This window comes from Paractinoplanes tereljensis (assembly GCF_016862435.1).
Classification (GTDB): Bacteria; Actinomycetota; Actinomycetes; order Mycobacteriales; family Micromonosporaceae; genus Actinoplanes; species Actinoplanes tereljensis.
Genome location: NZ_BOMY01000048.1, coordinates 1 through 25,355, shown reverse-complemented (window position 1 = coordinate 25,355; position 25,355 = coordinate 1). Strand labels below are relative to the sequence as shown.

Here is a 25,355-nt window from a genome sequence, read left to right as displayed (position 1 = left end):
AATAAGGGGAGAACCGTGACGCACGTGTCCGAGCGCAACAGTGCCGGATCCAACGGCGCCGAGGGTGGCGACCGCCGGCCGTGGACGGCCGGTTCCGGCCGGGGCGGTGCTCGCAAGCGTTCGGTCACCTACGCGGAGGCCGGTGTCTCGATCGAGGCCGGCGACCGCGCAGTGGAGCTTTTGAAGAGCAAGGTGCGCAAGACCACCCGTCCCGAGGTGATGGGTGACTTGGGCGGCTTCTCCGGCTTGTTCAAGCTCAACACGGCGAAATACAAGAGCCCGATCCTGGCCTCGTCGACCGATGGCGTCGGCACCAAGCTGGTGATCGCGCAGCAGCTCGACATCCACGACACGATCGGCATCGACCTGGTCGCCATGGTCGTCGACGACCTGGTGGCGTGCGGTGCCGAGCCGCTGTTCCTGCTCGACTACATCGCCTGCGGCGAGGTCGTGCCGGACAAGGTCGCCGAGATCGGCGCCGGCATCGCGGACGGCTGCCGGTACGCCGGTTGCGCCCTGCTCGGCGGCGAGACCGCCGAGCACCCGGGCGTGCTGCGCCCGGATGAGTACGACGTCTCGGCCACCGGCGTCGGTGTGGTCGAGGAGAGCGAGATCCTGGGCCGCGAGCGGGTCGAGGTGGGCGACGCGGTGATCGCGATGCGCTCGTCCGGCCTGCACTCCAACGGCTACTCGCTGGTGCGGCACGTGCTGCTGGGCGCCGGCCGGATGCGGCTCGACTCGGTGGTCGACGACTTCGGCTCGCAGCGTACCCTCGGCGAGGAACTGCTCACCCCCACCAAGATCTACGCCAAGGACTGCCTGGGCCTGATCGAGGAGACCGAGGTCCGCGCGTTCTCGCACGTGACCGGGGGCGGCATCCCCGGCAACCTGGTCCGGGTTCTGCCCGAGCACCTGGACGCCGTGGTCGACCGCTCGACCTGGCGGCCGCAGCCCATCTTCGACCTCATCCAGGCCAAGGGCCGGATCGAGGACCACGAGATGGAGGCCACGTTCAACATGGGCGTGGGCATGTTCGCGGTCGTCTCTTCCGACGACGCCGACCGGGCGATGGCTTACCTGACCGGTCGCGGGGTCGAGGCGTGGCAGGTCGGCGAGGTCATCGACGGCACCGGCGAGGTGCAGATGATGGGCCAGTACACCCGCGGCTGAGCTTACATTTAGATCCGCATGCGTCGATGTATTGGGCGCATGCGGATCTTTTGCTTCCGGGAGGTGGACCGGTCGGCCTAGCCTGACTCCGACGGTGGACGGGGGTGCACAACATGACAACGGTGTGGAGCGGGATGCGGGGCATCTCGGCAATTCCTACCTATGTCGTCATGCAGCCCACGACGCTCTGCAACCTCGACTGTTCCTACTGTTACCTTCCGTTCCGGGCCGCCGACAAGCGGATGCCGGTGGAGGTGGCCGAGGCCGTCGCCGCGTCGGTGGACGGCTTCGCGCGCGCCGGGCGCTTCTCGGTGGTCTGGCACGGCGGTGAGCCGCTGGCGGCCGGCCGTGATCACCTGGCCGCACTGCTGGCGCCGTTCGGCGCCGCCGTGGAGCACCACGTGCAGACCAACGCCACCCTGATCGACGATGCCTGGTGCCGTTTCTTCACCGAGCACGAGATGCGGGTCAGCGTGAGCGTGGACGGGCCGGAGCCGCGCAACGGCGAGCGGGTCACCCGGGGCGGCAAGCCCGCCTACGACCGGATCATGCGCGGGGTCGATGCGCTCCACCGGCACGGCATCCCGTTCTCGGCACTCTGCGTGGTCGGCGACCCGCGCCCGGGCGTGGCCGCCGAGCTGTACGAGTACTTCTCGTCCCTCGGCTGCGAGGTGCTCGGAATCAACATCGAGGAGCGGGAGGGCGTCAACACCCGGGCCAACCGGCACGACCCGGCCGACGTGACCGCGTTCTGGGCCGAGCTGGTCGGGGCCTGGCGCCGGGACCCGCGGATTCACCTGCGCGAGGTGGAGTGGTCGCTGCGCTACGCGGCCGCGGTGCTCGACGGCACCGCCGACGACGTGCTGCCGCGCCGGCTCGACCCGATCCCGACGGTCGCGCACGACGGCTCGGTGGTTCTGCTCTCGCCCGAGTTGGCCGGCTTCCACGATCTTCGGTATGGCGACTTCACCAGTGGGAACGTGCTCAATACTCCGCTGGGGGAGATCCTGGCCCGGGCGGCGGAGACGCCGTGGATCGCCGAGTTCCTGCGCGGGGTGGAGAACTGCCGGACCGCCTGCCCGTACTTCGGCTTCTGTGGCGGCGCCCATGCGGCGAACCGCTACTTCGAGCGTGGTCGGTTCGATGTGACCGAGACCGATCACTGCCGTAACAGCAAGATTCGCCTACTGGAGGGAGTGCTGGACCATGCCCGAGATCACCAGCCCACGGCTGTCTGAGAGTACGGGAGATGATCCGGTGACGGCGCGGGTGCAGGACACCCGGGCCGGGCTGGCCGCGCTCATCGAGGAGGCGGAAGCGGCCCGCGCACGGCGCGCCGAAGGCACGTCGGAGGAGGGTGGTTCGGCAGTCTGCGCCTGGAACCACTTCGAGAACATCCCCACGTTCTACAACTGGAACAACCGGCCGCGCTGATGGCTTCGCTTCGCTCAGCGGGCGATCGCCCCTTCGGGGCTGATGATGACCCAGGCGGTTTTCCGGCACCGCAAACCCCGCGGCGACGAAAAACCGACTGGCTCATCATCAGCGGGGCGATCGCGGGCAGCTAGCTACTAACCCGGTTCGAAGCCCACGCGAGCAGAGGCCCGCGTGGGCTTCGTTGTTTGTTGAACCGTGGGAAATGTGACCGCGACACACGGAAGCACGCGGTCAGCCGCGTGCTCTGTGCAATACGGGTCAGCGCCTTGTCGGCGACCAGGAGTCCTGGTCGTCGTCTGCGTCGTCCTCGTCGTCGTCGACGAACTCATCGTTGTCGTCGTCGAAGTGACGGTCGGACTTACCACTGGCACCCGCCAGTTCGCGCTGCAAGGCGGTGAGGTCGGTGTTCGGGGAGTGGTACTTCAGCTCCCGGGCCACCTTCGTCTGCTTGGCCTTAGCACGGCCGCGCCCCATGGCTCGACCCCCTCGCACAGAATTCGGGGCAGCCCGAAGGCGGGCCCCGATGACGTCAGGCATCTCTCGTGGGTCTTACGGTACATGGACGATGCCGCCTTCGGCACCTCGGGTTGCGTGTGACACTGCCGCGCGTCGCGGAAATCTCTCCGGAAACGCGCGGCAGGTCCTGAACCGCTCTCCCGATCAGCCCAGATAGATCGTGCGAAGTCGGCCAACCTCGGCCATTCGCTGCTCGGCGAGACGGTCCGCGGCGACCGCCGGAGCGACGCCCTCCTCGTCGGCGAGCCGGAGGATCCGGCGGGTGGTGTCGAAGATCCCGGTGGCGCGCAGCTTGGCGCGTTCGAAGTTGAAGCCCTCGATCTCGTCGGCGACCTGGATCACACCGCCGGCGTTGACCACGTAGTCGGGCGTGTAGAGGATGCCGCGCTCGGCGAGAGTCTTCTCGATGCCGGGGTGGGCCAGCTGGTTGTTGGCACCGCCGGCGACGACCTTGGCCCGCAGCACCTTGACGGTTTCGTCGTCCAGGGCGCCACCGAGGGCGCAGGGCGCGTACACGTCGATGTCGGAGGTGATCAGCTCCTGGGTGTCGGCGACCAGCCGGATGTGTGGGTGGGTCGCCCGGGCCCAGGCCAGGGCCGCCTCGTTCACATCGGTGGCGATGACCGTGGCGCCGTCCTCGATCAGGTGGCCGGCCAGATATTTGCCGACCTTGCCCAGGCCCGCCACCCCGACCGTGCGGCCGGCCAGCGACGGAGTGCCCCAGGTGTGCTCGACGGCGGCGCGCATGCCCTGGAAGACGCCCCAGGCGGTCAGGATGGACGAGTCGCCGGCGCCGCCGTGCTGGAGGCTGCGGCCGGTGACGTAACGGGTCTCCCGGGCGATGAGGTCCATGTCCGGCACGTAGGTGCCGACGTCGCAGGCGGTGTAGTAGCGGCCGTGCAGCGACTCGACGAACCGGCCGTAGGCGCGCAGCAGGCCCTCGGACTTGGCCCGCGCCGGGTCACCCCAGATCACCGCCTTGCCGCCGCCCAGGTCGAGACCGGCCAGCGCGTTCTTGTAGGCCATCCCACGGGACAGCTTGAGCACGTCGGCGAGAGCGGCGGCCTCGCTCTCGTACGGATAGAAGCGGGTCCCGCCGAGTGCCGGGCCCAGCGCAGTGGAATAGATGCCGATGATCGCCTTCAGGCCGGTCTGCCGGTCCTGGCAGAAAACGACCTGTTCGTGCCCGCTGGCGTCGGTGCCTTCGGTGTCGAACACGCCCATCGTTGTTCTCCTGATCTGCGGTCGTGGCCTTTGTGGGGCCGAGGGGTGCCGGCGGGGTAAGCCGGACATAGCGAGCCTAGTAGGGGGGATAGCGTCGGGATTACGTCTGCGCGGGAAGTTCCATGGGGCCGAATTCGTGAAAGACTCGCGCCGTGCCGTCACTGTTCGCGTCGTACCTACGGGTTTACGAGCCACTGACCGCCTTCGACCGTGACCGCCAGGTTTTTTGGCGGCGGTACGCCAAGGAGGGTCGCGCCCTGGGCCCGGTCGACGGCCCGGTCAAGCAGCGCACCGCCGTGCTCGAGGCGCTCGGTGCCGGCTGGACCCGCCTGCCCGACCTGCCCGACGAGGCGTACGTGCTGGAGTGGGCCGAAACGTTGCTGGTCTGCCCCTGGAACCTCCGCCTGCGGGTCGCCGAGGCGGCGCTGAACGCCCGCGACGGCGTGCCCAGCGTGCTGGCTGACGCGTTCGTGCCGCCGGTGCTGGCCGGCCAGGCCCGGGCGATCGTGGAGGACTGGCGCAGTGGCGCCAAGGTGCTGGAGCACGGCGTCCCGCGGGTGCACGAGCAGATCGCCACCTGGGGTGTGCCGCTGCGCTGGTTCGTCTTCGTCGACCTGGAGGAGCGGGAGATCTCGCTCGAGCCGGGCCGGCGCACGCTGCGCTACCGCACCGAGATCTCGAAGGCCCGCCGCCGGGCGCACCGGGGTGTCTCGGTGCTGCGCAAGTCGCTGGGCGATGCCCCGATCACCGAGGCGGTCGAGGAGGGCACCCGCTGGCTGGAGGAATTCCACCCGCGGTCGATCGTCGAACTCGACTACGGCGGCCTCGTCAACCTCCTCCCGGATGACGTGCTCTCCGAAGATGACTCACCCGGTCTGGTGGCGGCCGGCCTCTCGGCACTGTCGCGCGGGGACGCCGACGCGGCCTCGGAGGCGTACGAGAAGCTGGTCGAGCGGTGGCGCGCGGTGCAGCTTCTCGAACGCTGCAACTGACCTGCGAAAACGGGACAGATGGGCATGATTCACTGCCCCCGGAAGCCGTTCGGGAGCGCTCCCGAAGTGAACACTCTTCGTAATCAGGGCCCGGCGAAGCGTGATAATCGGACTAAACGAGGCACTATCTGGCGTAGAAAAAACGTAAAAATCGGGCATGCTTCATCCGTCTATCTGGGGACCTTCGTCCGTTCGGCCCATGTCGGACATCGGGGACTAGCCGGACCATGAGAGACGCACCGGCCGGCGGGACCCCGGCCGATGTCTATAGGTACCTGTGGAGGAGTGACCGATGGCATCGCGTACGCACGATCCTGAGCCGCTACTAACCCCGGCCGAGGTGGCGTCGATGTTCCGCGTCGACCCGAAGACCGTCACCCGGTGGGCGAAGGCCGGCAAGCTCAGTGCAATCCGCACGCTGGGCGGCCACCGCCGTTACCGGGAGTCGGAGGTTCGTGCCCTGCTGCAGGGGCAGATTCCCACGCAGCGTCAAGGCGACTGAACGGACCTCGGTCGAGCAAGGACGAAATCGATGCAAGGGGCGAGCGCTGGGGAAGGCGATCGCCCCTTCTTCGTCAGTAAGGCCGGGCAGTAAGTCTGTTCAGTCGGCGAGGATGATGACTGTCCCGTCGGCGCCGCGTCGCAGTCGGCTGCCGAGATAGGTAAGGCGGCCCATCAGGCCGTACTTCTTCATCAAGGCCTTGCCGACCCGCGGCCGATCGGTGGGCTCGCCCAGCCGGGCGGTCGCCTCGATCGCCTCGCCGCGCGGGTTGCCGCGCATGTCGCAGGCGGTGAGCGTGACCCGGCCGCTGTTGCGGATGCGCTTGACCTTTCCGCTGTCGCGGACGGTCCAGAAAGCCACCCCGTCGCCGTCCGGCATGACCCAGATCGGGGTCGCCACCGCCCGGCCGTCGCGGCGGAACGTGGTCAGCAAGACGTACTTCTCGGAACCGAGTTGCTGCAGCGTCGGCATACGCCAAGAGTAGTGACCATGGAGCAGCCGCCGATAGGCGACGTCTTCGGGGAAATGATCCGAGACGCGTACGCCGTCCGCACCGGAGTGGGCCCGCGGCCGCTGGCCGGTGGCCGGGTGCCTCGACCGGTCATCGAGGTGATCGAGCGGGACGACGGCCTGATCAACGGCGCGCCCGCCGATCACTACCTGGGCGGACCCGAGGACTGGCAGCCGCACGATCATCGCGCGGTCAAGCTCTGCCGGGGCCAGGTGCTCGACATCGGCACCGGCGCCGGCCGGGTGGCGATCGAGCTTCAGCGGCGCGGCATCGCGGTGACCGGTTTGGACACCTCGCCAGGGGCGATCGAGATCGCCCGGCGACGCGGCCTGCGCGACACGGTGGTCACCGGCGTCGACGCGTACGCCGCGGGGGCGGCCACCCGATACGACACCTTCCTGCTGCTGGGCAACAACCTCGGCCTGTTCGAGGGACCCGAGCGGGCCCCGGTGCTGCTGGACGCACTCGCCCGGCTGGCCAACCCGGGCGCCCGGATCGTGGCGCAGGGCACCGATCCCTACGGCACCACCGACCCGGTGCACGTCGCCTATCACCGGCGTAACCGGGAGGGCGGCCGGATCGGCGGTCAGTTGCGGCTGCGGCTGCGGTACCGATTGCTGGCCACCGAGTGGTTCGACTACCTGAACTGCTCGCCTGCCGAGTTGGCGGCCCTGCTGGCGGGCAGTCGCTGGCGGCTGACGTCGATCGACGACCGGGACCGGCCCTATTACCTCGCGGTCATGGAACTGATGGGATGAGCGCCGACTCCCGCCGTATCTCGATGGTTCTGCGGCATCGGCCGGAATCCGCCGGGCTCACCCTCGACCCGAACGGCTGGGTGCCGGTCACCGAGCTGCTGGCGGCGCTGGGCCTGACCCGGGCCGAGCTCGACGTGATCGTCGCGGACAACGACAAGTCCCGGTTCGCGGTCGCTCGCCGGGCCGACGGCACCGACTGGATCCGGGCCAGCCAGGGGCATTCCCGGCGGGTCGACGTCGATCTCGACCTGCCGCCGGCCGAGCCGCCCGCGGTGCTGTTCCACGGCACGCCGGCGGCCAACGCCGTCGCGATCCGGCGGGACGGGCTGCGATCACGCGACCGGCACCACGTACACCTCTCGTTGGATGTGGCCACCGCGGTGACCGTCGGTCGTCGGCGCTCGGCCGACGTAGCCGTTTTTGCGGTGGACGCGGCCGCGATGGCCGCGGCCGGCCATGTCTTTCACCGGAGCGAGAACGGCGTGTGGTTGACCGCGGCCGTGCCGCCGGGGTATGTAACGGACAAATCAACCTCCTAAGTGGCTGAACGCTCTCGCCCGATTAGCGTGGTGGCATGGCGAGGATCACGGGGCGTGAGCTGAAGAATCTCGTCGGTACATTCGGGGTCGTCGCGACCCTGGCCGGACTGGCTTTCGGGCTGCCGGCCGTCGACCGGGCGTTCTCGGCCGAGCGTTCGCTGCGGGCCGGTGTTCCCGTCGACGTCGGCGCCGGAGTAACCGTGGTGCCGCCGTCCGGGGCGACCCTGGACGTCACCGGCACCCGCCCCGGCGACACGATGGGCTCGGCCCTGTTCCGGCTGGGTGCGGTCCAGTACCGGATCGCGGTCCGGCCGTTCGACGGTGACCTCGAGACCGCCGCGTCCCGGCTGCGCCAGCGGATCACCGGCACCCCGGGTTACCAGGTCACCGGCTCGCAGCTGGCGGTCGGCACGGTCGACGGGCTGGACGGGCTGCAGGGCGGTTACACCGCACCCGGCCGGGGCGGGCGGTACGCGGTCTTCGTCGGCGACGGCCTGACCATCGAGGTCACCATCAGCGGCAACGACCTCGATCTCGGGCGCACGCTGCCGCAGATCGAGGCCAGCACACGCACCCTCCGGGTGGACGGGAGCGGCCGGTGATCTCGGCCGAGGTGCGGCCCGGCCGGGCGGCGGCGCTCGCCCGGGTGCCGGCTTTCTGGGTGGTGGCGGCACTGCTGGTGGCCGGCGGGGTGCGGATGACCCAGATTGCCGGCCGGTTCGCCACGGTCTACCCGGTTGCCACGGTCACGGCGGTATTGCTGTTCGCGCTCCTCGCCGTACCCTTCTGGTTGGTTGTCTCGGAATTGGATTTTCTCGAGCGGGAACCGATCGAGCTGCTCGTCCTCGCGTTCGCCTGGGGCGGGTTGGTCGCCACCAGCGTTTCCATCCCGGCCAGCACGGCCGGCGACAACCTGATCGCCAAGCTCGGCTCGCCGGAACTCGCGGCCGGCTGGGGCGCCGCACTGGCCGGTCCCGCGGTGGAGGAGATCGCCAAGACGCTCGGCGTGGTGGTGATCGTGCTGATTGCCCGGCCGCAGATCAACAGCGTGCTGGACGGGGTCGTCTACGGCGCGATGGTGGGCCTCGGCTTTCAGATTGCCGAGGACATCGTGTTCGCGGTCGGAGCGGTGGCGCTGGCTGGGCAGGGCGACCAGATACAGCCGGTGATCGCGACCTTCCTGCTGCGCGGCTTTGTGTCCGGGGTGTGGAGTCACACCCTGTTCGGTGCGCTGGCCGGGGCCGGCATCGGCTACCTGGTGGTGCGTCGCGACCGCGGGCTCGCGCGCCGGATCGGGGTGGCCCTGCTGGCTCTGCTGGGGGCCTGGGCCTCGCACGCGCTGTGGAATTCGCCGCTGCTCATCGACGGTCTGGGCAACGGTGCGCTGGCGCTGCTCGCGGTGCTGGTGCTCAAGGGCCTGCCACCGCTGCTGCTGATTCTGTGGCTGGTGCGGCACGCGCACGACCGGGAGGCCGATTACTACGTGGGACACCTGGCCACGCTGCGCGATTCCGAGCTGATCACGGAAAGCGAGATGAAGGTGCTGGGTTCCGGTTCGGCGCGGGCTTCCGCCCGGCGGTTGGCCGGGGAGAGCGCCGGGCATGCGGGCCGCCATGCCGTACGCCGTCTCCAGCGCGCCCAGGCGCGGTTGGCCGTCGAGTTGAGCCGCTCTTCGTCTGGGGAGACGCTCGAGACTTGCGAGCAGATCCGGATCCAGCGCAAGGTGCTGCGCGGCCTGGGCCATCCGGAGGCGATCGCCGGTCCTCGATCATGGCGGCACACGGCCTCCACGATCATCACCACGGTGGTGGCGATCGCCGTCCTCTGGGTAGCGCTGTCCGCGTTGGGTGGCGCCTAGACCGACGGCGGGAGGCCGCCGTCGCCGTCGACGATGGTCTCCGGGTTACCGTCCTGGTCGAGGTCGACCATGGTGATGTCGACCTTGCCGTCGCCGTCGGTGTCGAACTGGAACAGGTCGGGCTTGCCGTCCCCGTCGGTGTCGGACACCCACACGTCGGGCTTGCCGTCGCCGGTCGTGTCGTTGGCGATCAGGTCGACGCGCTCGTCGCCACGCGTCTCGACGGTCTCCTGCGGCTCGGTCATGTGATCTCCTCAAGGGGCTGGTCGGTCATGGAGACAGTAGGGGTACCCAGCCACCGCGGCTACCCGGGCGATGTGACCGAAGTCGCAGGAAAGGCGCGCAAGCGGAGGTAACGTTCCCGCTCATGGATATCGCTGCCGAGAGCATCAGGGACCTCTTCAGCGGAGGTGGTGGTGAGCTCGGCAAGCGGATGGGCATCGAGATCACCGAGGCCTCGGCGGAGCGGATCGTCGGCACCATGCCGGTCGAGGGCAACACCCAGCCGTACGGCCTGCTGCACGGTGGCGCCTCCTGCGTGCTGGCCGAGACGCTCGGCTCGGTGGGTGCGGTGCTGCACGGCCAGACCGTCGACCGGCCGTTCGCGGTCGGCGTCGACATCAACGCCACCCACCACCGGGGCGCCCGTTCCGGGATCGTCACCGGGGTGGCCACGCCGGTGCACCGGGGCCGCACGATGGCCACCTACGAGGTGGTCATCACCGACGACTCCGGGGAGCGGGTCTGCACGGCGCGGATCACCTGTCTTCTGCGCGGAGCGTGAATTCCCGTGCCAGTTGAGCCGACGGCGAGCGCTCCTTGACCGATCCACGTACCTTTCTTCACGTGACGGAGGTACCACAGCACGCGTTCGACGACGCGGCGCTCGTCCTGCAGAGTGCGCTCAGCGGTGACAGCGACGCGGTGGTCGGCACGTTCGACGCGGTCGTCGACCGCTCGGGCGTCGTTGGGGCGTGGGACGTGGCCTGGTGTCTCGCCGCCACGATGGTCGGCCAGGTGCCGTCGGGCGGCGCCTGGACACTCGATTTCCCCGGCATCGACGACGCGCGGTACGACAAGCGCTGGGTGGCCCGGTTCGTCAGCGCCTACGTGAACGGCGACGTCCCGACCGGCGAGGCCCTGTTCGGCGCGGCCATCGCGGACGGCCAGCTCCCGGACTGCCTGCTGGCGCTGGCCGGCTCGACGGTCGCCACGCTGCGGCACCGAGCGGCTTAGCTCTTCTTGAGATAGAGCGCCTTCGCGTACTGCACGGCGGCCGCCTCGTTGTACATCGCGGCCTGCGCCATGTACCACTCGTTGTCGGACAGCGCCTTTTTCGCCTGAGTGGTGCCCGACCAGCGAATGTCGGCGTCGATCAGGGACAGGCCGCGGGCCTTGAACTGCCGGCGCATCGCCATCTTCCCGGACTGGAACGCCTCGGCGGCTTCCTCGGCCTGTTTCATGGCGGCGAAGCCCTTGTCGGTGAGCGCTTCCGCCAGCGTCCACGCCGCCTGTTCCGCTGAATTCGTGAATGTCAGCACGTTCGTGTCTCCTATCATCGATCGATGTTGTTGCTCATCGATCTGGACAACACTCTCGTTGACCGAACGGCGGCCTTCAAGAGCTGGGCCGAGTCCCGATTCGGCCGGTCACAGGTGGCCTGGCTGGTGGATGCGGACGGTAACGGATACGTGCCGCGCGAGGCGGTAGCAGCCAGGATCGCCGCCCGTTTCGGCGTGGACGAGCAAGAGATCCTTAACGACCTGCGGGCCGGGATGGTGGACAACCTCCGGCTCGATCCGGCGGTGGCCACCGCCCTGGTCGCCGCGCGGGACGCCGGGTATGTCCCCGTGGTGGTCACCAACGGGACGGTCGCGCAGCAGGAGGCGAAGCTGCGGCGGACCGGCCTCGACCGGCTGGTGGCGGGCTGGACCATCTCCGAGGGCGCCGGTTACCGCAAACCGGACCGGCGGATCTTCGAGGCGGCCGCCGCCGCGGCCGGGCGGCCACTCGCCGCGGCCGGCTGGATGCTGGGCGACCACGAGGAGAACGATGTGGGTGGGGGCGTTACGGTCGGTTTGCGTACGGGATGGGTGGCCTTAGGCCGCGAGTGGCCCGCCCACCTCGGGTATCGCCCGACCGTGGTCGCGGAGAGCTGCGCCGACCTCCTCGAGGCGGTAATCCGGTTGCCCGCACCGAAGTTCGGCGGGTAGATGTCCGGCATGGACCTCACCGACATCCCCACCACCCCGCAGGAGCGCGAAGCGGTCTTTGCGGCCGTCACCGGCCTCGGCGGCCGGGACCTCACGCTGCCGGCCGGCGTCTCGTTGACCCCGCCGCTGCCGGTGGGGGAGCACTGGGTGACCGCGCCGGGTGCGTCGCTCGACCGTGGGGTGCTGGTCTATGTGCACGGCGGCGGGTTCGCCCATCGCATGCCGGACCTGATGAACCTGTTCGCCGCCCGGTTGTCCCAGGTGACCGGCCGGCCCGTGCTGGTGGTGCACTATCCGCTGGCACCGGAGTCACCGTTTCCGGCCGCCCTCGAGGCGGTGATCGCCTCCTTTTCTTCTTTGCGCCAGCACGTACCGCCCTCGCGGGTGATCGTCTACAGCGAGTCCTCCGGCGGCAGCCTGGCGCTCGGCGCGATGCTCGGCCTCAGTGCGTCCTCCCGGCCGGCCGGGTTGATCGCGGTTTCCCCGGTGACTGACCTGTCGCTGCAGAGCCCGTCGATCGACACCAACGCCGTCACCGACGCCGGGGTCGACCGGCGCATGCTCAGTTTCCTGATCGGCCAATACCTGCAGGGCGCGCCGGCGGATCGGGCACCGCAATCGCCGATCTTCGGCGATCTGACCGGGCTACCACCGCTGCTGCTGGCCGTCGGTTCGGCCGAGGCTTTGCTGGACGACACGCTGCGCTTCGCCGAGGCGGCCACGGCCGCCGGAATCAAAACCCAGGTCGACGTGTACGAGGGTCTGCCGCACGCCTTCACCATCGCGAGCCTGGACGACGACCAGTCGGTCTTCCTCACCCGGCTCGGCACCTGGATAGCCGGAATACAGTGAGATGGCCCGGCGTGCCCGGCCAGGCCCACCTCGTCCTGAGAGTTGCCTGAATCGGGCTCCGTTATGGACTAAACGGCCCATCGACGACGCACGGTAGTGCCGAGAAGGTATAGCGGTGACCGAACAGCAGTCCCGCCGCTCCCAGTTACCGGTCGTGTTGGCCTTCGTGGCCGTGCTGGGCGTGGCCGTTGCCGGCATAGCGACGCTGAGCGGCCAGTCCGACCGCGGCGAGCCCTGGCCGGCCGCAGCCTCGGGAAACCCCGAGCCACCCCCGATGCCGTCGCTGGACGACGACACTGTCCCGCCCCCGGTCGGACCGCCGGTCCGCGTGCCGACCCGCACCGGCACGCCAAACGCCGCCGATTTGGCCCAGGCCGCCCGCTGGGAATCCGACATGCCCCGCAAGCCGGTCTTCCCCGTTTCGGCCGGCCCCGGTCAGACCTACGTCGAAGGCGCGGTCCTCGGCACGGCATGCGCTCCGGCGGGCGCCCTCGGCCACACCCACGACGGCAGCCTGATGACCTGCGCGCCCACCGCCAGTGACCCCAAGAAGCGCTGGCGCGAGGTAGTTCCACCCGCCAGCCCTGGGCGCTGAGCGCCATTCGCGATCTGGTGCACCCTTTCGGGGCGGGCGATCAATCGGGCCGCTGTGGCAGCGGCTGGAACGCGAACTTGCCGAAGACCGGTGACCAGCGACCAGCGCAAATAACATGAAGGCATGGATCCGGTACGCCCGCAGGTGAGCCCGTACACCGTGAAGCAGTTCGCCCACGGGGAGCTGGCGAAGGACTCCGGGAGCTACGTGGTCGACCTGATCGTCGAGCTCCCCGACTCCGTGGTCCACCACCACCTGGGCGGCGGCGCCAGCGACATGTCCCGCCAGTTCCGGGCCCGCTACGAGATAGGCCAGGCCGGCGAGCTGGCGGTCTATTCGCTGGGGGTCGACCCGAACAGCGGAAGACCGGACGAGCCGGTAAAGCACATCATCACCTACAGCCCGCACGGCTGGCGCTCGGTGCAGGGCACCGCGCTGGGCCAGAAGCCGAAAGACCCGCAGAGCATGTTGTAAGCGACCGGGTTGTTTGTCCTGGCCAATCGGTTGTGCAGCGCTGCAAAACGGCGACCTACGTTGGAGTGATCTGTTGATCACTGCATGGAGGCGTCATGTCGGAGGGCCTACCCCCGGCCGAACTCAAGTCCGCTGCCGAAGGGCCGCGCCGCGTGGTCGCCCCCAAGGAGGTGCTGCGGGCCGCGGCCATGCACTTCCTGCGCTCCGGCGGCCTGGACATGGACGTGCTCGCCGCCGAGCTGAACGTCAGCCGGGCCACTCTCTACCGAGTGGCCGGCAGCCGTGACGAACTCCTCGCCGAGGCGTTCTGGGCGATCGACCGGAAATTGTTCACCGATGCCGCTGCGGAAAATCCGCCGCGTGACGTGGAAAGCGTCATCGGGCTGACCCGAACCTTCGCGGAATGGCTGGCCGGACCCAGCCCGCTGCGGCAATTCTTCACGACCGAACCGGAGACCGCCACCCGCCTGTTCATCTCCCCGGTGCATGGCGTGTACCGGCGTTCGGTGTACGCGCAGCGGGACATCTTCCGAGCCGCCGGGGTGCTGTCCGACCTGTCCGAGGAGGAGCTTCTGGCCAGGTCGGCGGTCTACGTCCGGATCGTGGAATTGGTTCTTTTCGGTGACCTGATCGGGCCGATCGCGGTCAGCTTCGCAGTCGCCGAACCGGCACTCCGAAGCCTCCTGATCGACGAAGTCAATGGCTCGAATGGTGCCTGAGACCGCAATCTCAGGATCATTGCGATGCGTTGTGACTGTCAATTCCCTGGGTGAGTATCGGAATCTCGATTCTTACCGAGGGGGCAAGGAAATGAAGGTCTTCCGTGCGCGAAATATGGCCGGCGTACTCGCCGCCGTCGCGCTGACCGCGGCCGGCATCACCCTGGTGCCGAGCGCGAACGCCGCCACCACGTCGTTCCAGCGCGGCCCGGCGCCGACCACCGCGAGCATCCAGGCGACCAGCGGCCCGTTCGCCACCTCGCAGACCACCGTCTCGCGGATCTCGGTGACCGGCTTCGGCGGCGGCGACATCTACTACCCGACCAGCACCAGCAGCGGCACGTTCGGCGCGGTGGCCATCGCACCCGGCTACACCGCGCTGCGCAGCAGCATGGCCTGGCTGGCGCCAAGGATCGCCTCGCAGGGCTTCGTGGTGTTCAACATCGACACCCTGACCACGTCGGACCAGCCGGCCACCCGCGGCACCGAGTTGCTGGCCGCACTCGACTACCTGACCACCCGCAGCACGGTCCGGACCCGGATCGACACCACGCGGCTGGCGGTGATGGGCCACTCGATGGGCGGTGGCGGCACCCTGGAGGCGGCCAAGTCCCGGCCGTCGCTGCAGGCTGCGATCCCGCTGACCCCGTGGGACCTGAACAAGAGCTTCGCCGGCTTGGCGGTCCCGACGCTGATCATCGGCGCGCAGGCCGACACCGTCGCCCCGGTAAGCCAGCACGCCAAGCCGTTCTTCACCAGCCTGCCGTCAGGCTTGGACAAGGCCTACCTGGAGCTGGCCGGGGCAAGCCACTTCGCCCCGAACACGTCAAACACCACGATCGCCTCAATCAGCATCGCCTGGCTGAAGCGCTTCGTAGACGACGACACCCGCTACGACCAGTTCCTCTGCCCAGGCCCAACGGTCGGCACGGCAGTGTCGCAGTTCACCACCAACTGCCCACACATTTCCTGACCGCCCCGACGGCCGGCCCGCAAGCCGGGCCGGCCGTGTAGAGGGCGCAGGCGGCGGGTAGGCCAGAGATATGAAGTAGATCGCCTTGCCTCGTCAGTCGTCCGTGCTTACGGTCAACGCTCACGACTTGGCACCGATGAAGCAATACAGCAGCGTGTCGCTCGGCCGCGTGGTACCGCAGGCCACGCTAGGTTGAGACGACGGCGAGGCATCGAGGCGAAAGCGAGCGAAGTCTAGGAAGGGAATCATGCCTGCACCGGCACCTACGGCGGCTGTTGACATCGTCGATGAGCGCAACGAGCCCATCGGGACTGCCCAGCGTGGTGAGGTTCTGCCGCAAGGCCTCAACTTCCGAACCGTGCATGTCATCGCGTCCGACCAACGTGACGAAGTCCTTCTCCAGAGGCTCAGCGCGAGCCGCGACCGCCACGCTTGCATGTGGGGGTCCTCCGTCGCCGGCTATCTTCATGCTGGGGAGACGTACGAGGCGGCGGCTGATCGACGACTCCAAGAAGAGCTCGGCGTGCGAGCCACCCTTACGTTCGTGGGAGTCACGCCCATGACCGATGAGCACTCGACCAAGTTCATCGGCGTCTTCCTGGCGAGTATTCCTCGTGAGAAGCCCAGCATCCAGGACCCCGAACACGTGGGCTCCTTGAGATGGCTGCCCCTTGGACGGCTACTGAAGCTGATCAAGAGTGAGCCGGAATCGTTCACCCCCACGCTGATCCACGTGATCAGCTTCGTGGCTTCCGCCGGCGTCGGCCCAGCCGGGCGATGAGCGACGCCGAGGACATCTCGGGTGATGCGCGAAAAGAGGTGCTCGATCTCTACAAGAGCTCTGTCGAGGAGTACCGCTTCCAGGTTCAGCTGAACTGGAGTCGTTCCCAGTACTTGCTCGCGTTCAACGTGGCGGTGGTCGCTGCCGGGGCAGGCTTGATCAAGGTAGAGAGTTCGACGGGTTCCATTCTCACCTCGGGCGTTTTTGTAGTCGGTGCAGTCGCGGCGGTTTTATCCGCTGCCGTGACCAAGGTTCAGCACAGCTACTATCGCGCCGCTCGAGGCCGGATGCAGCGATTCGAGGCGAGGCTCGGAATCGAGCGGGAGCTGCGCGTCGACACGACGCCGACCATGGGCAGTCGCCTGAAACGGATCGGTCGAATCACCACGATGCTCTACCTGGTCTTCGCTGTCACTGCTGTGCTGGATGTCATGGGATTCATCGTGGCGGTCGACTCCGCGAACAGCGCGCCTGCGGTCATTCCGGGTCCGTCCGGCTCTGCGCCGGCCTCGGTGACACCTTCGGCCGGGGCGCCCTCGCCAATCTCGACACCGACATCAGAGGCGACCTTCTGGCGCTCACCATCTTCTAGATAGCCGGCCCGCGAGGAAGATCCGGCTCATCCTTGTGTCCCGCGTGAGCCTCCACGCGCTGCGGCACTTTGGCGTGGTGGTGTTTCCTAAGGTTTCATAGCAAAAGGCCCCGGACCGAAGTCCAGGGCCGACGTTTGCCTGGTGGCCAGGGGCGGGGTCGAACCGCCGACCTTCCGATTTTCAGTCGGACGCTCGTACCAACTGAGCTACCTGGCCCTACATGTTGCTTTGCGGTCCTGACGGGACTTGAACCCGCGACCTCCGCCTTGACAGGGCGGCGAGCACTCCAACTGCTCCACAGGACCTTGCTATTCACTTGCCGGCTAGCTGGTGGCTTGCGCTACCAACCTACCAGTACCCCCAACGGGATTCGAACCCGTGCTACCGCCTTGAAAGGGCGGCGTCCTGGGCCACTAGACGATGAGGGCAACTCCGCCAGTATTGCATGTTCGCAATGCTTAGCGGCGTAGACCCCAACCGGGCCCCGCTTGAGGCTTGGAAAGCATACGTGATCCACCGCCCGCTCTCCAAACCGGTATCCCGGATCGCTTTGACCTGGGGAAACGTCATGCCGCGACGGTTCGGAGCAGGTTTAGGGCCGGAATCAGGGCGGTCAGGCGGGCTACGCCTTCGGGGATATCCGGCTGTTGCCAGCCTGGGCCGGCGGCCGCCAGCAGCAGTGGCGGGTGGGGGTGGGTGGCTACTCGGGCCAGCTGGGTGGCGTTGCTGGGGTGGGGGATCGAGGACCAGAGGACCACCGCGGTGGGGCCGGTTCGGGAGATCGCGTCCTCCAGAGCCTGCGGTGGCACCCGGGCGCCCAGCAGGCGGGTCGGGATGCCCTCCTCGGCCAGGGCGGCGGCCAGGGCCTCCAGCGGGAGGATGTGCTGTTCCTCGTCGGCGGCGGCCAGCAGGATCCTGGGTGTGGTGGCCGTTGGTGGGCGGGGGACGGCGCTCAGTACCTCGGTCACGCAGCGGGAGAGCAGGTGTTCCACCTCGACGAAACGGCGGGTGGCCTCGTAACGCTCGCCGATGCCGGTCAGGACGGGCAGGGCCACCTCGTTCCAGGCGGTGACCACCCCGGTCTCCACCACGGCCGCGGCGAGGATGTCGCGCATCAGGGCGGCGTCCAGGCGCATCGCGGCGCGGGCCAGGCCGCGCGCGGCCGGCACGACCGGGCCGAGCGGAATCGCGAGCCCGCCACCATCCGGCCCGTGGCCGGGGACGGGAGCTGGGCCGGAAAAGTCCGGGCCGGGAGCCCGGCTGGAAATGTCCGGGCCGTCGCCGGGCATGGGAGCCCGGCCGGAAGCGCCGGAACCGAGGATGGGAGTCGGGCTGGGAACGTCCGGCGGCAGGACCGGGGCCGAGACGACGGCGGGCACGGGGGTACGCCGAGCCCACGCCGCCGCCTCCGCGGGAGCCACCCCCTGGGACGTCAGGCGGAGCATCACCTCGAGGCGGTTGAGGTCCTGTGCCGTGTAGCGACGGTGCTGGCCGGGCACGTGGCGGCTCGGGCCCAGCCCGTAGCGCTGGTGCCATGTCCGCAGGGTGGTGACTGCCACGCCCAGCCGGCGTGCGACCGCACCGGCGCTCAGCGCCTCATCGGCCACCCGACCGCTCCGGTGCGTCGTCGGCGAAAGGGGCCGAGCGGGGCAGGACAACACGCCCCGTGTGCTCGGCGAGACGAGTGGTAACGCCCAGTAACCAAGGGGCGAACGAGCTTGGGTCGGCGGTGAGCTCGATGAGGAGGTCGCTCACCGAGACCCAGCGCAGGTCGGCGACCTCGTCGGGGTCGGGGGTGGGCCGGAGGCCGGCGGGCAGCTCGCCGAGCAGTACGTGGTCGTACTCGTGCTCGACCCGGCCGCTCGACGGATCCTCGGCCCGGTAGGTGTAGACGCCCACCGGGACGAGAGGCATGGCCGGAAGGTTCAGTTCCTCGGCCAGCCGGCGGCGGGCGGCGTCGGCCACGTCCTCGCCGGGCAGCGGGTGGCCGCAGCACGTGTTGGCCCAGCGCAGCGGGAACCGGGTCTTGACCGCGGCCCGCTGCTGCAGCAGCACCCGCCCGTTCGACGGGTCGCGCAGGAACACCGAGAACGCCCGGTGCAAGCGCCCGGGCGCCTGGTGGGCCGCGAAGACGGTGTCCGATCCGATGGCTGTTCCGTCGAGGGAGACCAGTTCGACGACGTGGGCTTCGCGGGCGGTCACGCGTGTCCCCCGACGATCCGGCCGGCGGCCAGCTTTCCGGAGATCAACACCATGGGTACGCCCACGCCGGGCTGGGTGCCGGAACCGGTGAACACCACGTTCGGGTAGACCGGGTGCAGGTTGGACGGGCGGAACGGGCCGGTCTGGCCGAACGTGTGGGCGGCCGCGAACGGCGTGCCGGCCGCCATGCCCTGGTCGGCCCAGTCGGCGGGGGTGATCACTCGCTGCACCTCGATGCCGTCGCCGAATCCCACGTATCCGCGCTTCTCCAGGGTGCGCACCAGGGACGCCGCATACCGGTCGGCGAGGTCACCGCGCCAGTTCATCGGGCCGTCGGCGAGGTTGGGGGTGGGCGCGAGCACGTAATAGGTCTGCCGGCCCTCGGGTGCGGCCGCCGGGTCGGTGTGGGTGGGGTTGGTGACCAGCAACGACGGGTCGCTCATCAGGTGACCGTCGCGGATCACCTCGTCGAACGTGCGCTTCCAGTGCGTACCGAAATGGATGTTGTGGTGGGCAATTTGCCCGTACGCCTGCTTGGAACCGATGTGCAGCACCACGCAGGAGGGTGAGTAGCGCAGGTTGCGTTGCCGCCGTGGCGGCAGAAGATCGCGGGTAGCGATCGGAAGATCGGGGTTGAGGACGACGACGTCGGCCGGAATGCGCTCGCCGTCGGCGGTGATCACCCCGGTGGCGCGGCCGTTGCTGACCTCGACGCGGGTGACGGTGGTGTCGTAACGGAACGTGACCCCGTGTTTCTCGGCCGCGCCGGCCAGGGCCTTCGGCACGGCGTGCATGCCGCCCTTGGGGAAGTAGACGCCGGCGACCGAGTCGAGGTACGCGATGACCGCGTAGATGGCGAGGGCGTCGTGCGGGGCAAGCCCGGCGTACATCGCTTGGAAGGAGAAGATTCGCTGGGTACGGGGATCGCGGAAGAACGACGCGATCTTCGGGTGGAGCCGGCGGAACCCACCCATCCCGAGGAGTTTCAGCAGGTTGAGGTTGACCAGGTCAAGGGGGGTGTCGAGGTTGCGGCCGATGAAGTGGTCGCGCTCCAGCTCCCACAGTTTCTTAGCGAAGTCGACGAATCGGATATAGCCATCCGCCTCGCGGGGGCCGCACACCCGGGAGATCTCGGCAGCCATAGCGACGGTATCGGTGCGAACATCCAGCGTGGAACCGTCGGGGTAATAAGCCCGATATGCCGGGTCAAGTGGCGACAATTCCAGCCAATCGGACAGCTTCTCTCCGACGGCGGCGAGCGGCTCCTCGATCAGCGACGGCATGGTCAGCACGGTGGGCCCGGTGTCGAATTCGTAGCCCTGAACCGAGAGCCGGCCCGCCCGTCCCCCCGGAACAGACTCCCGCTCGACCACGGTGACCTGCCGGCCGGCCGCGGCCAAGTGCAGGGCACAGGAGAGTCCACCCAGCCCCGCGCCGACGATCACCACCCGGGACGTCGGTCCCGTCACGTTTCGCATGCCGGACATCATGCCGGGCGCTGGGTGGCGCGAACCGCCAGCTCGGTCAGCGCGGTCCGGGCGTCGCCGTGGATGGGCAGGTCGGCCAGGATGGTCACCGCGGTGGCGACCCGTTCCTGGATCATTTCCTCGACCATGGCGGGGGCTCCGGTTTCGGTGATCAAGCGGGGGGTGAGCCCGCCGGAGCTGTCGGCGGGGTTGACAGCTCCGGCGGGGTTCAGGGCCAGCTCGGGGGCGAGCTGGCGGGCGAGCAACAGCAGAGTCGTGGGCTTGCCGGCGCGCAGGTCGTCGTCGGCTGGTTTGCCGGTGACGGCCGGGTCGCCGTAGACGCCGAGGAGGTCGTCGCGCAGTTGGAACGCTTCGCCGACCAGCTGGCCGTACCGGCAGAAGGCGTCGTCCAGGTCGGGGTCGACCGGGCCGGCCAGGGCCAGGCCGAACTGCAGCGGACGTTGCACGGTGTAGCTGGCCGTCTTCAGCCGGGCCACCAGGAGTGCGCGCTCGGCCGACCACTCCTGCGGCGAGCTCTCGCCGAGCACGTCCAGGTATTGCCCGGCGACCGCCTCGACCCGCATCCGGTCGTAGCGGGAGCGGACCGCGAACAGCGTCGCGGTGGACAGCGGGGTGCGGGCCAGCAACTGGTCCGCCCAGACCAGGCAGAGGTCGCCGACCAGGATCGCGGCGGTGGTGCCGAACCGGCCCGGGTCGCCGAGCCGGCCGGCCCGGGTGTGCTGCCCGGCGAACAGCCGGTGCGCGGTGGGCCGGCCGCGCCGGGTGGCCGACTCGTCCATGACGTCGTCGTGCACCAGGGCGAACGTGTGCATGAGCTCGAGCGCGGCGAGCGCCGGCAGCACCGGGTCGATCGGCTCGCCCGGACCGGTCGCCCCACGCCATCCCCAGTAGGCGAACGTGGGGCGCAGTCGCTTCCCGCCGGCCAGCACCAGGTCCCGTGTGGTGCGGGCCATCCCGCCGAGGGCCGGGTCGACGGCGTCGAGCGCGGCGATCTGGGCGGCCAGGAAGTCAGCGAGGGTGCCCTCGACCGCATCGAGCAGCGTCGAATGCCGGTTGACCTGGCGGGGCACCCGGCGCAGGTTTCCCTCGAGCGTGTCGTTGGCCACGAGTCGTACCGTACCCTAGGTTCTGAGGTTGCGTCGATTGCTGCGTCGATTGGGAGGCCGTGAAGTGGATCTCGCCAGTTCCTACGAGCGCTGCCGCATGCTGCACAAACAGCACGGCCGCACCTACTACCTGGCGACCCGGCTGCTGCCCGCGTGGAAGCGCCGGCACGTGCACGCCCTCTACGGCTTCACCCGCTACGCCGACGAGATCGTCGACCGAACCGAGGATCTACCTGCGGAAATGCGAGCCGAACGGCTCAATGAGTGGTCGGCGCGGTTCGTGGCCGGCCTGCGCGGCGAGCGGGTCGACGACCCGCTGCTGCCCGCCGTGCTGCACACCATCGCGGTGTTCGACCTGGATGTCGACGACTTCGACACGTTCCTGCGCTGCATGGCGATGGATCTCACGATCACGTCCTACGACACCTACGACGACCTGCTCGGATACATGGACGGTTCGGCCGCGGTGATCGGCACGATGATGCTGCCGATCCTCGGATCCAGCGATCCGGCCGCCGCCCGCGAGCCGGCCCGCCAACTCGGCCTCGCGTTCCAGCTCACCAACTTCATCCGGGACGTCGCCGAGGACCTCGAGCGCGGCCGCGTCTACCTCCCCCGCGAGGACCTCGATCGCTTCGGCCTGACCCCATCCGACCTCCGGCCGGGCAACCCCAAGATCAAACCCCTTATTGCGTACGAGGTGGAGCGCGCCCGTGGCCACTACCGCCTGGCCGCCCCCGGCATTCCGTTGCTCGAACCCGCGTCCCAGGCCTGCATGCGCACCGCCTTCCTGCTCTACGGCGGCATCCTGAACCAGGTCGAGGCCGCCGATCACGACGTCTTCGCCCGCCGCGCCACGGTGCCCAACTCGCGCCGGGCCGCCGTCGCGATGCGCAGCCTGCTCACCCGGCCCGGCACCCCGGTGACGGCCTGATGCGCACCGCCGTCGTCCTGTTCACCCGGGACCTGCGGGTGCACGACAACCCGGCCCTGGCGATGGCCTGCGCCAATGCCGACCGGGTCGTTCCGCTTTTCGTCCTCGACCAGGCCCTGTCGAATCTGTCCGCCAACCGAAGCCGCTTTCTGCACCAGGCGCTCGCCGATCTGCGGGCCACGCTGCGCGAACGCGGCGGCGACCTGGTTGTGCGCCAGGGCGAACCGGTGGCCGAGGCGATCAAGCTCTGCGGTGAGGTCGGAGCGACAATGCTCGGCGTAGCCGCGGACGTCTCCGCGTACGCCAAGAAGCGCGAAACCCGCCTGACAGCCGAATGCGATCGGCAGCGCATCGCGCTGCGTTTCTTTCCGGGCGTGACAGTGGTCGATCCGGGTGCGCTGCGACCCGGTGGCGGCGGGCCGGCCTACAAGGTCTTCACCCCCTATTACCGGGTCTGGCAGTCGGCGAAATGGCGAGACGAAGTGGCCGTGCCACGCACGATCACGCTGCCGGACGGAATTCCGGCCGGCCGGCTCCCGGCCATGCCGAAGGGCGAATCACCGGACGCCGCCGAGGGCGGCGAAACCGAGGGAAAGCGCCGGCTGAGTGCCTGGCTGCAGGCCATTGACGGGTACGGGGATGGGCACGACGACATGCCCGGCGACGTGACCAGCCGGCTCAGCCCGTACCTGCGCTTCGGTTGTCTCTCGCCGCTGGCCGTCGCCGACGCGGCGAGAGCGCGCAACGGCGATCCCTTTGTTCGTCAGCTCTGCTGGCGGGATTTCTACTACCAGGTCACCCAGGCCTTCCCGCAGATTTCCGGCCAGGCTTACCGGCCGAATGCCGACGACGAGTGGCGGGCCGATCCGGAAGCGCTGAAACATTGGCAGGACGGGCTGACCGGAGTGCCGGTGGTGGATGCCGGGATGCGGCAGCTGCGTGCCGAGGGCTGGATGCACAACCGGGCCCGCCTGATCACCGCGGCGTTCCTGACCAAACACCTCGGGATCGACTGGCGGCTCGGGGTGCGGTGGTTCTTCCGTTGGCTGCTCGACGGGGATGTCCCCAACAATTCCGGCAATTGGCAGTGGGTGGCCGGCACCGGCAACGACAGCCGGCCCTACCGGCGCTTCAACCCGATTCGGCAGGCTCATCGATTCGACCCGGAAGGCGTGTACGTTCGGCGCTACATACCCGAACTCAAGGCGATCGAGGGCTCGGCGGTTCACGAGCCGTGGCGACTTCCGGCAGCGGTGCGCAACGGTCTCGACTACCCGGGTCCCCTGGAGTCACACCGGGACGAAGCGGTGTGGCTGCGGCCGTGACCCCCGCCCGGTAACGCCTGGGCGGGCTCAGCGGGGTCCGTCGACCTCGTTGCGTCCGTCAAAACGTGGGGTCGACGGGCTCCGCGCTGCGGTTTCGGATCAAAGCTCGCTGGCGCCGTCCACGGCTGGTGGCCGTGGACGGCGCCGGAGCGGCGGTGGTGAGGACAGCGGACACCAGCCAGGTCCGCCGTCGCCCCCTCACTTTCCGCCTTGGTGATCCCTCTTCCGCGACGGTGAGAATCGGCGACTGGCCGGGCGGCATTAGATTTTCTCGACGGTGCTTTCCTGGATTGCCTGCTCGATACGATCCACCGCGCTGAAGTCGCCGAGGCGCCGGGTCACGTACGCGATGGCCAGTTCCCGGGCCGGGTCGGCCCAGCCGGCGTTGCCGCCCAGTCCGCCCTGACCCCAGGTGCCGTCCGCCTCGATCTGCACGCCCAGACCCCAGGTGACCTCGGACTCCAGGAACAGGTCGGTGCCCGTGTACTGGGGGATGGCCAGCTCGGGGAGCCGGCCGTCGAGGACCGCGGCGTAGAAGCGGGCGATCGCCATCGAGGTGGCGTGGATGTTGACGGCCGGGACCGCGGCTTGACGCCACAGCGGGGAGTTGACCACGGCCAGGTCCCGTGCACCCGGTGGGTTGGAGACCGCGCGGGCGTGCACCGAGTCGGGGGCGCCGAGCATCCGCTCCGGCCAGTCGGGGGAATCGAACTCGAGCTCGGCGCACCGTTGCTGGTCGGTGATCTGGAAACTCAGGTCCAGGTCGAGTGGGCCGGCGATCTCCTCGGCCACATAACGGGCCGGCGGGCGGCCGTCGACCCGGCGGACCAGTTCGCCCAGCAGGTGGCCGTAGGTGAGGGCGTGTTCGGCGGCCACTGTTCCCGGCTCCCACTCCGGGGTGGCCTCGGCCAGGTCGTTGCAGAGCAGGTCCCAGTCGGCCCAGTCCTCCTGTCGACGGGGAACGGGGAACGCGGGTAGGGCCGCCAGGTGGGCCAACGCGTCCCGCACTGAAGCGTTGGTTCGGAACGACGGCCAGTAGGTGGCCATCGGCTCGGCCAGCGTGATCCGTCCTTCTCCGACCAGCTGCAGCACCGCGGCGGCGATCACCGGCTTGCCCACCGAGTAGACGTTGACCAGGGTTCTTTCATCCCACGGGATCGTGCGCGCGGTGTCGCGCCAACCCTCGTGCAGATCCACCACGGGACGGCCGCGGTGCAGGATTGTCAGGGCGGAACCACCACGTGGGTCGGCGGCGAACGCCTCGCCGACCGCCTCGAAGCCTCTCTCGATCATCTACGCACCGTAGGCCGTGCGCGTTGTCCTTTGTCGATATACCGGCGCTGACCAGGCCTTTTGCGGGATGCTGGGGGCCGATTTGGAGCCCGGGGAACCAGCCTGTAATGTTTTCCGAGCCGGCAGGGACGCGGACGAAACAAAGCGGAGAGATCCGCAGAGGCCGTCCTGCCAAATCCTTCGAACTTTGGATCGCAGCAGTGCTGCGCGCCTGGCTCGGGGGAGGTAGTAGGGCAGAAGGTCACCAACCGGGAGATACCGGTTGACACGGACTGGAAGACCTAGTAAGGTTGAACGAGTG

General features: G+C 69.0%; 31 protein-coding genes and 3 tRNA genes. 21 read left to right on the top strand and 13 right to left on the bottom strand.

Translation table 11 applies throughout. The annotated features are described in order from the left end of the window. The first annotated feature begins 15 nt into the window (after positions 1–15). From purM to amcA, 3 genes are all read left to right on the top strand, one after another. Complete coding sequence (gene purM, locus Ate02nite_RS37385; protein WP_203812639.1) at positions 16–1,170, top strand: phosphoribosylformylglycinamidine cyclo-ligase; 1,155 nt, start codon at positions 16–18, stop codon at positions 1,168–1,170. 134 nt (positions 1,171–1,304) lie between these two features. After that, on the top strand, positions 1,305–2,408 hold the full coding sequence (gene amcB / locus Ate02nite_RS37380) for a cyclophane-forming radical SAM peptide maturase AmcB (protein ID WP_203812774.1): 1,104 nt from the start codon (positions 1,305–1,307) through the stop codon (positions 2,406–2,408). Continuing rightward, positions 2,377–2,604, top strand: a complete 228-nt coding sequence (amcA, locus tag Ate02nite_RS37375) for a multiple cyclophane-containing RiPP AmcA (RefSeq protein WP_203812638.1) — start codon at positions 2,377–2,379, stop codon at positions 2,602–2,604. The genes amcB and amcA overlap by 32 nt, the downstream gene beginning before the upstream one ends. A 261-nt stretch (positions 2,605–2,865) precedes the next feature. Here amcA and Ate02nite_RS37370 read toward each other — a convergent pair whose 3' ends face one another. Both Ate02nite_RS37370 and Ate02nite_RS37365 read right to left on the bottom strand, forming a co-directional pair. Further along, positions 2,866–3,081 (bottom strand): DUF3073 domain-containing protein, encoded by a 216-nt coding sequence (locus tag Ate02nite_RS37370; RefSeq protein WP_020516925.1) that lies wholly within the window; start codon positions 3,079–3,081, stop codon positions 2,866–2,868. A gap of 186 nt (positions 3,082–3,267) precedes the next feature. Then, a complete protein-coding gene (locus tag Ate02nite_RS37365) occupies positions 3,268–4,347 on the bottom strand; it encodes a Leu/Phe/Val dehydrogenase (RefSeq protein WP_203812637.1) in 1,080 nt (359 codons plus the stop codon). A gap of 152 nt (positions 4,348–4,499) precedes the next feature. Here Ate02nite_RS37365 and Ate02nite_RS37360 point away from each other — a divergent pair, with 152 nt between their 5' ends. Beyond that, entirely contained in the window at positions 4,500–5,339 is an 840-nt protein-coding gene (locus tag Ate02nite_RS37360) for a DUF8083 family protein (RefSeq protein ID WP_203812636.1), read from the top strand. 292 nt (positions 5,340–5,631) lie between these two features. Continuing rightward, positions 5,632–5,841: a BldC family transcriptional regulator gene (locus Ate02nite_RS37355; protein WP_014687221.1), complete on the top strand. Its 210-nt coding sequence runs from the start codon at positions 5,632–5,634 to the stop codon at positions 5,839–5,841. Positions 5,842–5,940: 99 nt separating this feature from the next. Here the strand turns inward: Ate02nite_RS37355 and Ate02nite_RS37350 are convergent, their stop codons facing one another. Further along, positions 5,941–6,312: a PPOX class F420-dependent oxidoreductase gene (locus tag Ate02nite_RS37350; protein WP_203812635.1), complete on the bottom strand. Its 372-nt coding sequence runs from the start codon at positions 6,310–6,312 to the stop codon at positions 5,941–5,943. 18 nt (positions 6,313–6,330) lie between these two features. Between Ate02nite_RS37350 and Ate02nite_RS37345 the strand changes: the two genes are divergently transcribed. From Ate02nite_RS37345 to Ate02nite_RS37330, 4 genes are read left to right on the top strand one after another with little or no spacing between them, the layout of a single operon-like run. After that, positions 6,331–7,110: a class I SAM-dependent methyltransferase gene (locus Ate02nite_RS37345; protein WP_203812634.1), complete on the top strand. Its 780-nt coding sequence runs from the start codon at positions 6,331–6,333 to the stop codon at positions 7,108–7,110. Further along, the gene (locus tag Ate02nite_RS37340) at positions 7,107–7,649 is read left to right on the top strand and encodes an RNA 2'-phosphotransferase (protein ID WP_203812633.1); all 543 of its coding nucleotides are present in this window, start codon (positions 7,107–7,109) and stop codon (positions 7,647–7,649) included. Before Ate02nite_RS37345 ends, Ate02nite_RS37340 begins: the two co-directional genes overlap by 4 nt. Positions 7,650–7,684: 35 nt before the next feature. Continuing rightward, positions 7,685–8,251 (top strand): hypothetical protein, encoded by a 567-nt coding sequence (locus Ate02nite_RS37335; RefSeq protein WP_203812632.1) that lies wholly within the window; start codon positions 7,685–7,687, stop codon positions 8,249–8,251. Continuing rightward, complete coding sequence (locus Ate02nite_RS37330) at positions 8,248–9,507, top strand: PrsW family intramembrane metalloprotease (protein ID WP_239147987.1); 1,260 nt, start codon at positions 8,248–8,250, stop codon at positions 9,505–9,507. The genes Ate02nite_RS37335 and Ate02nite_RS37330 overlap by 4 nt, the downstream gene beginning before the upstream one ends. Here the strand turns inward: Ate02nite_RS37330 and Ate02nite_RS37325 are convergent. Beyond that, complete coding sequence (locus tag Ate02nite_RS37325; protein ID WP_203812631.1) at positions 9,504–9,752, bottom strand: hypothetical protein; 249 nt, start codon at positions 9,750–9,752, stop codon at positions 9,504–9,506. The genes Ate02nite_RS37330 and Ate02nite_RS37325 overlap by 4 nt on opposite strands. 122 nt (positions 9,753–9,874) lie before the next feature. On the opposite strand from Ate02nite_RS37325, the gene Ate02nite_RS37320 reads away from it, so the two are divergent. Together Ate02nite_RS37320 and Ate02nite_RS37315 are read left to right on the top strand one after the other, a co-directional pair. Next, on the top strand, positions 9,875–10,291 hold the full coding sequence (locus tag Ate02nite_RS37320; protein ID WP_203812630.1) for a PaaI family thioesterase: 417 nt from the start codon (positions 9,875–9,877) through the stop codon (positions 10,289–10,291). A gap of 62 nt (positions 10,292–10,353) precedes the next feature. Next, positions 10,354–10,743, top strand: a complete 390-nt coding sequence (locus tag Ate02nite_RS37315) for a hypothetical protein (protein ID WP_203812629.1) — start codon at positions 10,354–10,356, stop codon at positions 10,741–10,743. On the opposite strand, the gene Ate02nite_RS37310 is transcribed toward Ate02nite_RS37315, so the two are convergent. Next, entirely contained in the window at positions 10,740–11,048 is a 309-nt protein-coding gene (locus Ate02nite_RS37310; protein ID WP_203812628.1) for a hypothetical protein, read from the bottom strand. The two genes, Ate02nite_RS37315 and Ate02nite_RS37310, sit on opposite strands and share 4 nt — an antisense overlap. 24 nt (positions 11,049–11,072) lie before the next feature. Here Ate02nite_RS37310 and Ate02nite_RS37305 point away from each other — a divergent pair, with 24 nt between their 5' ends. From Ate02nite_RS37305 to Ate02nite_RS37270, 8 genes are all read left to right on the top strand, one after another. Continuing rightward, positions 11,073–11,720 carry an HAD family hydrolase gene (locus tag Ate02nite_RS37305; RefSeq protein ID WP_203812627.1) on the top strand — a complete coding sequence of 216 codons (648 nt, stop codon included), beginning with the start codon at positions 11,073–11,075 and terminating at the stop codon, positions 11,718–11,720. Between the two features lie 9 nt (positions 11,721–11,729). Next, positions 11,730–12,572 (top strand): alpha/beta hydrolase, encoded by an 843-nt coding sequence (locus Ate02nite_RS37300; RefSeq protein ID WP_203812626.1) that lies wholly within the window; start codon positions 11,730–11,732, stop codon positions 12,570–12,572. Between the two features lie 115 nt (positions 12,573–12,687). Further along, positions 12,688–13,167, top strand: a complete 480-nt coding sequence (locus Ate02nite_RS37295) for a hypothetical protein (protein ID WP_203812625.1) — start codon at positions 12,688–12,690, stop codon at positions 13,165–13,167. 123 nt (positions 13,168–13,290) lie between these two features. Further along, a complete protein-coding gene (locus Ate02nite_RS37290; protein WP_203812624.1) occupies positions 13,291–13,641 on the top strand; it encodes a hypothetical protein in 351 nt (116 codons plus the stop codon). Between the two features lie 95 nt (positions 13,642–13,736). Next, positions 13,737–14,360 carry a QsdR family transcriptional regulator gene (locus Ate02nite_RS37285; protein ID WP_203812623.1) on the top strand — a complete coding sequence of 208 codons (624 nt, stop codon included), beginning with the start codon at positions 13,737–13,739 and terminating at the stop codon, positions 14,358–14,360. Between the two features lie 91 nt (positions 14,361–14,451). Then, the gene (locus Ate02nite_RS37280; RefSeq protein WP_203812622.1) at positions 14,452–15,333 is read left to right on the top strand and encodes an alpha/beta hydrolase family protein; all 882 of its coding nucleotides are present in this window, start codon (positions 14,452–14,454) and stop codon (positions 15,331–15,333) included. 247 nt (positions 15,334–15,580) lie between these two features. Beyond that, the gene (locus Ate02nite_RS37275; protein WP_203812621.1) at positions 15,581–16,114 is read left to right on the top strand and encodes an NUDIX hydrolase; all 534 of its coding nucleotides are present in this window, start codon (positions 15,581–15,583) and stop codon (positions 16,112–16,114) included. After that, positions 16,111–16,710 carry a RipA family octameric membrane protein gene (locus Ate02nite_RS37270; protein ID WP_203812620.1) on the top strand — a complete coding sequence of 200 codons (600 nt, stop codon included), beginning with the start codon at positions 16,111–16,113 and terminating at the stop codon, positions 16,708–16,710. The genes Ate02nite_RS37275 and Ate02nite_RS37270 overlap by 4 nt, the downstream gene beginning before the upstream one ends. A gap of 136 nt (positions 16,711–16,846) precedes the next feature. On the opposite strand, the gene Ate02nite_RS37265 is transcribed toward Ate02nite_RS37270, so the two are convergent. From Ate02nite_RS37265 to Ate02nite_RS37235, 7 genes are all read right to left on the bottom strand, one after another. After that, positions 16,847–16,923, bottom strand: a tRNA-Phe gene (locus Ate02nite_RS37265). 15 nt (positions 16,924–16,938) lie between these two features. After that, positions 16,939–17,012, bottom strand: a tRNA-Asp gene (locus tag Ate02nite_RS37260). A gap of 50 nt (positions 17,013–17,062) precedes the next feature. After that, positions 17,063–17,135: transfer RNA gene (locus Ate02nite_RS37255), tRNA-Glu, on the bottom strand. Between the two features lie 138 nt (positions 17,136–17,273). Further along, positions 17,274–18,314: a MerR family transcriptional regulator gene (locus Ate02nite_RS37250; RefSeq protein WP_203812619.1), complete on the bottom strand. Its 1,041-nt coding sequence runs from the start codon at positions 18,312–18,314 to the stop codon at positions 17,274–17,276. Beyond that, a complete protein-coding gene (idi, locus tag Ate02nite_RS37245; RefSeq protein ID WP_203812618.1) occupies positions 18,304–18,909 on the bottom strand; it encodes an isopentenyl-diphosphate Delta-isomerase in 606 nt (201 codons plus the stop codon). The genes Ate02nite_RS37250 and idi overlap by 11 nt, the downstream gene beginning before the upstream one ends. Continuing rightward, on the bottom strand, positions 18,906–20,387 hold the full coding sequence (gene crtI / locus Ate02nite_RS37240; protein WP_203812617.1) for a phytoene desaturase family protein: 1,482 nt from the start codon (positions 20,385–20,387) through the stop codon (positions 18,906–18,908). The genes idi and crtI overlap by 4 nt, the downstream gene beginning before the upstream one ends. An 8-nt stretch (positions 20,388–20,395) precedes the next feature. Beyond that, positions 20,396–21,502 (bottom strand): polyprenyl synthetase family protein, encoded by a 1,107-nt coding sequence (locus Ate02nite_RS37235; protein ID WP_239147986.1) that lies wholly within the window; start codon positions 21,500–21,502, stop codon positions 20,396–20,398. Between the two features lie 97 nt (positions 21,503–21,599). On the opposite strand from Ate02nite_RS37235, the gene Ate02nite_RS37230 reads away from it, so the two are divergent. Together Ate02nite_RS37230 and Ate02nite_RS37225 are read left to right on the top strand one after the other, a co-directional pair. Then, a complete protein-coding gene (locus Ate02nite_RS37230; protein WP_203812771.1) occupies positions 21,600–22,436 on the top strand; it encodes a phytoene/squalene synthase family protein in 837 nt (278 codons plus the stop codon). Then, positions 22,436–23,761 (top strand): cryptochrome/photolyase family protein, encoded by a 1,326-nt coding sequence (locus Ate02nite_RS37225; protein WP_203812616.1) that lies wholly within the window; start codon positions 22,436–22,438, stop codon positions 23,759–23,761. The genes Ate02nite_RS37230 and Ate02nite_RS37225 overlap by 1 nt, the downstream gene beginning before the upstream one ends. Positions 23,762–24,022: 261 nt before the next feature. Here Ate02nite_RS37225 and Ate02nite_RS37220 read toward each other — a convergent pair whose 3' ends face one another. Beyond that, complete coding sequence (locus Ate02nite_RS37220; protein ID WP_203812615.1) at positions 24,023–25,054, bottom strand: serine hydrolase domain-containing protein; 1,032 nt, start codon at positions 25,052–25,054, stop codon at positions 24,023–24,025. Positions 25,055–25,355 lie beyond the last annotated feature (301 nt).

What these genes read in the sequence shown, in the direction of transcription:
- amcB (WP_203812774.1), top strand. Translation starts at nt 1,305, where the DNA reads ATGCGGGGCATCTCGGCAATTCCTACCTATGTCGTCATGCAGCCCACG.
- amcA (WP_203812638.1), top strand. Translation starts at nt 2,377, where the DNA reads ATGCCCGAGATCACCAGCCCACGGCTGTCTGAGAGTACGGGAGATGAT.
- Ate02nite_RS37370 (WP_020516925.1), bottom strand. Translation starts at nt 3,081, where the DNA reads ATGGGGCGCGGCCGTGCTAAGGCCAAGCAGACGAAGGTGGCCCGGGAG.
- Ate02nite_RS37365 (WP_203812637.1), bottom strand. Translation starts at nt 4,347, where the DNA reads ATGGGCGTGTTCGACACCGAAGGCACCGACGCCAGCGGGCACGAACAG.
- Ate02nite_RS37355 (WP_014687221.1), top strand. Translation starts at nt 5,632, where the DNA reads ATGGCATCGCGTACGCACGATCCTGAGCCGCTACTAACCCCGGCCGAG.
- Ate02nite_RS37350 (WP_203812635.1), bottom strand. Translation starts at nt 6,312, where the DNA reads ATGCCGACGCTGCAGCAACTCGGTTCCGAGAAGTACGTCTTGCTGACC.
- Ate02nite_RS37345 (WP_203812634.1), top strand. Translation starts at nt 6,331, where the DNA reads ATGGAGCAGCCGCCGATAGGCGACGTCTTCGGGGAAATGATCCGAGAC.
- Ate02nite_RS37340 (WP_203812633.1), top strand. Translation starts at nt 7,107, where the DNA reads ATGAGCGCCGACTCCCGCCGTATCTCGATGGTTCTGCGGCATCGGCCG.
- Ate02nite_RS37335 (WP_203812632.1), top strand. Translation starts at nt 7,685, where the DNA reads ATGGCGAGGATCACGGGGCGTGAGCTGAAGAATCTCGTCGGTACATTC.
- Ate02nite_RS37325 (WP_203812631.1), bottom strand. Translation starts at nt 9,752, where the DNA reads ATGACCGAGCCGCAGGAGACCGTCGAGACGCGTGGCGACGAGCGCGTC.
- Ate02nite_RS37320 (WP_203812630.1), top strand. Translation starts at nt 9,875, where the DNA reads ATGGATATCGCTGCCGAGAGCATCAGGGACCTCTTCAGCGGAGGTGGT.
- Ate02nite_RS37305 (WP_203812627.1), top strand. Translation starts at nt 11,073, where the DNA reads ATGTTGTTGCTCATCGATCTGGACAACACTCTCGTTGACCGAACGGCG.
- Ate02nite_RS37300 (WP_203812626.1), top strand. Translation starts at nt 11,730, where the DNA reads ATGGACCTCACCGACATCCCCACCACCCCGCAGGAGCGCGAAGCGGTC.
- Ate02nite_RS37290 (WP_203812624.1), top strand. Translation starts at nt 13,291, where the DNA reads ATGGATCCGGTACGCCCGCAGGTGAGCCCGTACACCGTGAAGCAGTTC.
- Ate02nite_RS37285 (WP_203812623.1), top strand. Translation starts at nt 13,737, where the DNA reads ATGTCGGAGGGCCTACCCCCGGCCGAACTCAAGTCCGCTGCCGAAGGG.
- Ate02nite_RS37280 (WP_203812622.1), top strand. Translation starts at nt 14,452, where the DNA reads ATGAAGGTCTTCCGTGCGCGAAATATGGCCGGCGTACTCGCCGCCGTC.
- Ate02nite_RS37275 (WP_203812621.1), top strand. Translation starts at nt 15,581, where the DNA reads ATGCCTGCACCGGCACCTACGGCGGCTGTTGACATCGTCGATGAGCGC.
- Ate02nite_RS37270 (WP_203812620.1), top strand. Translation starts at nt 16,111, where the DNA reads ATGAGCGACGCCGAGGACATCTCGGGTGATGCGCGAAAAGAGGTGCTC.
- crtI (WP_203812617.1), bottom strand. Translation starts at nt 20,387, where the DNA reads ATGCGAAACGTGACGGGACCGACGTCCCGGGTGGTGATCGTCGGCGCG.
- Ate02nite_RS37230 (WP_203812771.1), top strand. Translation starts at nt 21,600, where the DNA reads ATGCTGCACAAACAGCACGGCCGCACCTACTACCTGGCGACCCGGCTG.
- Ate02nite_RS37225 (WP_203812616.1), top strand. Translation starts at nt 22,436, where the DNA reads ATGCGCACCGCCGTCGTCCTGTTCACCCGGGACCTGCGGGTGCACGAC.
- Ate02nite_RS37220 (WP_203812615.1), bottom strand. Translation starts at nt 25,054, where the DNA reads ATGATCGAGAGAGGCTTCGAGGCGGTCGGCGAGGCGTTCGCCGCCGAC.